Origin of the sequence: Barnesiella sp. CU968 (assembly GCF_905219685.1) — a bacterium.
In the GTDB taxonomy this organism is placed as follows: domain Bacteria; phylum Bacteroidota; class Bacteroidia; order Bacteroidales; family Muribaculaceae; genus Lepagella; species Lepagella muris_A.
The window spans coordinates 1-4,999 of sequence record NZ_CAJMXD010000219.1; the positions used below are offsets into that span (position 1 = coordinate 1).

General features: G+C 49.3%; 3 protein-coding genes. All 3 read left to right on the plus strand.

The window, feature by feature from the left end:
• The first annotated feature begins 598 nt into the window (after positions 1-598).
• The 3 genes from JX312_RS09005 to JX312_RS09015 all read left to right on the plus strand — a co-directional run bounded on the left by JX312_RS09005 (position 599) and on the right by JX312_RS09015 (position 4,966).
• Positions 599-2,200, plus strand: a complete 1,602-nt coding sequence (locus JX312_RS09005) for a CTP synthase (RefSeq protein ID WP_204457766.1) — start codon at positions 599-601, stop codon at positions 2,198-2,200.
• 32 nt (positions 2,201-2,232) lie between these two features.
• Positions 2,233-4,110 carry an amidophosphoribosyltransferase gene (locus tag JX312_RS09010; protein ID WP_204457767.1) on the plus strand — a complete coding sequence of 626 codons (1,878 nt, stop codon included), beginning with the start codon at positions 2,233-2,235 and terminating at the stop codon, positions 4,108-4,110.
• 139 nt (positions 4,111-4,249) lie between these two features.
• Positions 4,250-4,966 (plus strand): PmeII family type II restriction endonuclease, encoded by a 717-nt coding sequence (locus JX312_RS09015; protein WP_204457768.1) that lies wholly within the window; start codon positions 4,250-4,252, stop codon positions 4,964-4,966.
• Positions 4,967-4,999: the final 33 nt, after the last annotated feature.

Genomic DNA, 4,999 nt, shown 5'->3' on the forward strand with positions numbered 1-4,999 from the left:
AACCAGAATGTGACATAATGCCGAATACCAACATCCCAGATAAGCCAGACCAATTTAATTTTTCCAACCACTAACAACCATGTAACAACCAATTTTACATCTACACTCAAACGGTTTTATGTATTTTTAAGTGGTTGTTCCGTGGTTATAAGTGGTTAGAGAATAAATAAAATAAGGAATGNAAGAGGCNGAATATGATTNGAAAATTTAACACGGAGGCACAGAGATACAGAGTTTAAGATGTAAGGAACGTGCATGGATATTTACCGGTACCGAGGGTCTTAAGCGACCTTGCTGAGGNACGGAGCTTGAGGAGAATGAAGAAAATGCCATCGGACTCCATGTCTCCGTCAGCATCGCAAGATGCCTCCGCACCCCTACTCCATTAAACACCATATTGAACTATGCTCCTTCTCCTCAAGAAGAAATCTGCGCCAAGCTTGCGAGACCAAATTCACATTTATTTTTAAACAAGCTCTAAGGTGTGCAGGTAGCATATTCAATAAAACAACTTAGAGTGCTTAAAATTGTTGTCCTGAATTTGGTGAGTTTAAATGAAAATAATTAACTTTGCATCCCGTACTAATACTTATTAGACGTGGAAACAAAATACATTTTCGTCACAGGCGGCGTGGTGTCTTCATTAGGCAAAGGCATCATATCTTCGTCTCTTGCCCGCCTTCTCCTTTCCAGAGGCTACAGTGTAACAATCCAGAAATTCGACCCCTACATCAACATCGACCCGGGTACACTCAATCCCTATGAGCACGGGGAATGCTATGTGACCGTCGACGGCCATGAGGCGGATCTTGACCTTGGACATTACGAGCGTTTCACCGACATCCACACAACACGTGCGAACAATGTCACTACCGGACGCATCTACCAGTCGGTAATCGACAAGGAGCGCCGCGGCGACTATCTCGGCAAGACGGTACAGATAATTCCGCATATAACCGATGAAATCAAAAGAAACGTCAAAAGTTTAGGCAATACCGGCAAGTTCGATTTTGTCATAACGGAAATCGGAGGAACTGTCGGCGACATAGAATCAACGCCTTTCCTTGAGGCGGTGCGCCAGCTTAAATGGGAACTCGGCAAAAACGCTCTCAGCATACACCTCACCTACGTGCCTTACCTGAAGGCTGCAAAGGAGCTGAAAACAAAGCCGACCCAACATTCGGTAAAACAACTGCAGGCGATCGGCATACAACCCGACATTCTTATTCTGCGCACTGAAAAGGACATTCCGCCCGCCATGCGGCGAAAGGTGGCTCAGTTCTGCAATGTGGCGCCGGAGGCGGTGATACAGAGTGTGGATGCCAGCACCATATACAAAGTGCCGCAGCTGATGCACGAGCAGGCTCTTGACAACCTCGTGCTCAGTCTCACCGGAACCGAAAGCATCGGAGAACCGGATCACGCGGCATGGAACGAATATCTGCGCAAACTCGATGCGGCAAAAGAAACCGTAAAGATAGCCCTCGTCGGGAAATATGTGGAGCTGCAGGACGCTTACAAATCGATCAGCGAATCGCTGATGCATTCCGCGACATATTGCGACCGCCGCCTTGAACTGACATACGTGAATTCCGAGAAACTCTCACCCTCCGATGTGGAGGAGAAACTCTCGGGGATGAATGGCGTGATCATCGCCCCCGGATTCGGACAGCGGGGCATAGAAGGGAAATTCACAGCCCTGAAATGGTGTCGCGAACATGACATGCCTACCTTCGGAATATGCCTCGGAATGCAATGCATGGTGATTGAATACGCCCGCAATGTGCTCGGACTCGAAGATGCCAATTCCACAGAGATGAACCCCTCGACACGACATAATGTGATAGACCTCATGGAGGAACAGAAGAGCGTTTCCAATCTCGGCGGCACAATGCGTCTCGGAGCTTATGAATGCCGCCTGCGCCCGGGGTCGATACCTGCCGCGGCATATGGACGCGAGACAGTCAGCGAGCGCCACCGCCACAGATTCGAATTCAACGGGGAATACCGTTCACGCTTCGAAGAGGCGGGACTCGAATGCGTGGGAGAGAATCCCGACACAGGACTTGTGGAAATCGTGCAGGCTCCGGCTCTGACATGGTTTGTCGGCACACAGTATCATCCCGAATACCAGTCGACGGTGCTCCACCCCAACCCCCTCTTCATGTCGTTCATGAAGGCGGCAATAGCCAATTCCTGATTTTTTACCGCACAAGACGTTGATAGAAATACATGGAACTGATTAAACATGAATGCGGAATCGCCATGATCCGCTTACTCAAACCTCTGTCATATTACAAGGAAAAATACGGTTCGGCGCTCTACGGTCTCGACAAACTCTATCTGATCATGGAGAAGGAGCATAACCGAGGACAGGAAGCCGCAGGCATAGGCTGCGTGAAACTCGACACTCCTCCCGGGCAGGAATATATCTTCCGCGAACGGGCGCAGGGCTCCGATGCCATCAGCCGTATTTTCGCAAACGCCCATCAAAGAATCTCCGAGGAACTCGCGGAAGGATCCGACCCCGAGACGGCTCCCTTTGTCGGAGAGGTATATATGGGACACCTGCGTTACAGCACCACCGGGCGCTCGGGCATAAACTACGTACACCCGTTCATGCGTCGTAACAACTGGTCTTCGCGAAACATGCTGCTGTGCGGTAATTTCAACATGACCAACGTCGACGAGATATTCGATTCAATCGTCGCCACCGGGCAGCACCCGCGACTCTATGCCGACACGTTCATCCTGCTTGAACAACTCGGTCATGCACTTGACCGGGAAAACGAGCGTCTCTTCAGCGAGCACACGGAAGCCGGTCTCAAGGCCCTTGACCTTTCCCACGCCATAGCACGCGACCTCAATGTCACCAATATCCTCAAACGCTGCGCACCCTCTTGGGACGGAGGATACGTGATATGCGGCATTGTCGGCAACGGCGACATGTGGGCGATGCGGGATCCGCATGGCATACGACCCGCTTTCTACTACAAGGATGACGAGATTGTGGTCGTAGCCAGCGAACGACCTGTGATACAGACCGCTTTCAATCTTCAGATCGACGATGTCAAGGAACTCCTTCCCGGCGAGGCTATAATAGTGGACAGAGACGGCTCCGTGCGTATCGACGGCATTCTCCCGGAAGGGGAAAACGCGCGTTGCAGTTTCGAGAGGATATATTTCTCCAGAGGTTCCGACCGCGACATATACCGCGAGCGCAAGACTCTTGGAAGCAACCTTGTGAATCAGGTTCTGAAAGCCATTTCCGACGATATCGACAACACGGTGTTCTCATTTATCCCGAACACGGCGGAAGTCGCTTTCTACGGACTGGTGGAGGGTGTGGAAGACAGACTTATAAAAAACAAGATCCACGACATCCAGCGGTTGTCCAAGACAGGGAACCTTACGGATGAAAACATAGCCAACGTGCTCAAACGCAGAGTGCGCCGCGAAAAGGTGGCGATCAAGGATATCAAACTGCGGACATTCATAGCCGAAGGCTCTACCCGCAACGACCTCGCCACTCACGTCTACGACATCACCTACGGCTCGATCCGCCCGGGTGACAACCTCGTTGTCATAGACGACAGCATAGTGCGCGGAACAACTCTGAAACAGTCGATAATAAGGATTCTCGACAGACTGAATCCCCGCAAGATGGTGATTGTCTCCAGTTCGCCGCAGGTGCGGTTTCCTGACTGCTACGGCATCGACATGTCGCGCATGGGCGAGTTCATAGCCTTCAAGGCTGCAATGGCATTGCTTGAGGAAAGAGGCATGCGATATGTGATCGACAGCGTGTATCATCGTTGCAAGGAGCAGGACGACCTCCCGAAAGAGGAAGTGGTGAATTATGTCAGAGAGATATACGCCCCTTTCACCGATGAAGAGGTGGCGGCGAAAATCGCCGAACTCCTCACTCCGGAAGGCACTCGCGCCGAAATCGAGATAGTATTCCAGTCGGTGGAGGCGATGCACAAGGCGATACCTGACCACCCCGGAGACTGGTACTTCACCGGCAACTACCCCACTCCCGGCGGCAACCGCCTTGTAAACAAAGCCTTTATCAACTACTACGAAGGCCGCACCTCCGCCCGCGACTGACCGAACATATTTAAACAGTTTCTTAGAAACAACACCTACTGACTGTTTCACACGAAAAAAATTTTTATTATATTTGTATTCTGCAAGCCATCTCAAGTTGCATTTGGCTTGCAGAATACAAAATTTCACAACAACGGTCATGACAGAAAATCAGAAAGAGGCTATCCTCAATAGCGGGAAAGAATATTTCAGAAAGATTATAATTCCTAACCATCTGAAGAATCTCGACAATCTTCAACTCAGGAAATTCAATATCAATCCTTTCCTTGTGAATTATCTGGCAGCGTTCCTGTGTGGAAACACAAAGCCGGAATCGCTCGCCAAGGCTCTTGTATATCCACGTATTCTTGCCACAAGTCTGAGCACAAGCTTTGGTCAGAACATACAGACTTTTATCTCAAGCCTTGAAGAAGTGACCGGATGCGCTTCCGGAATTGAAGGCATAGACATCGAATTCATTGATGCAATTGACAATAGACGCAAATATTGCCAGTGCAAGGCAGGACCGCAGACAATCAACAAAGATGACATTGCCACAATACTGGGACATTTCAAGTATCTCATGAATAAATCAAGACTCGACAAGATGCACCTTCAGTTCGATGACCTTATTGTAGGAGTTTTATATGGAGAAAAAACCGATTTGTCAGCAAACTATAAAGTCATCGATGCCCACTATCCCGTTTTATGCGGTGCGGATTTTTGGGAGCACCTGACTGGCGACAACAAGTTTTATTACAAATTATCAAAGGCTTTCGGACAAGTAGTCGAAGAAGATAAAATCGACGGAAGTGTTCTTATTAAAAAGAAGATTAAAGAAATCGCAGCAGAAATAACCGAAAAGGGAGGATTATGACTTTTATCTCTGAAAACAATCTCGCTGCCCTGC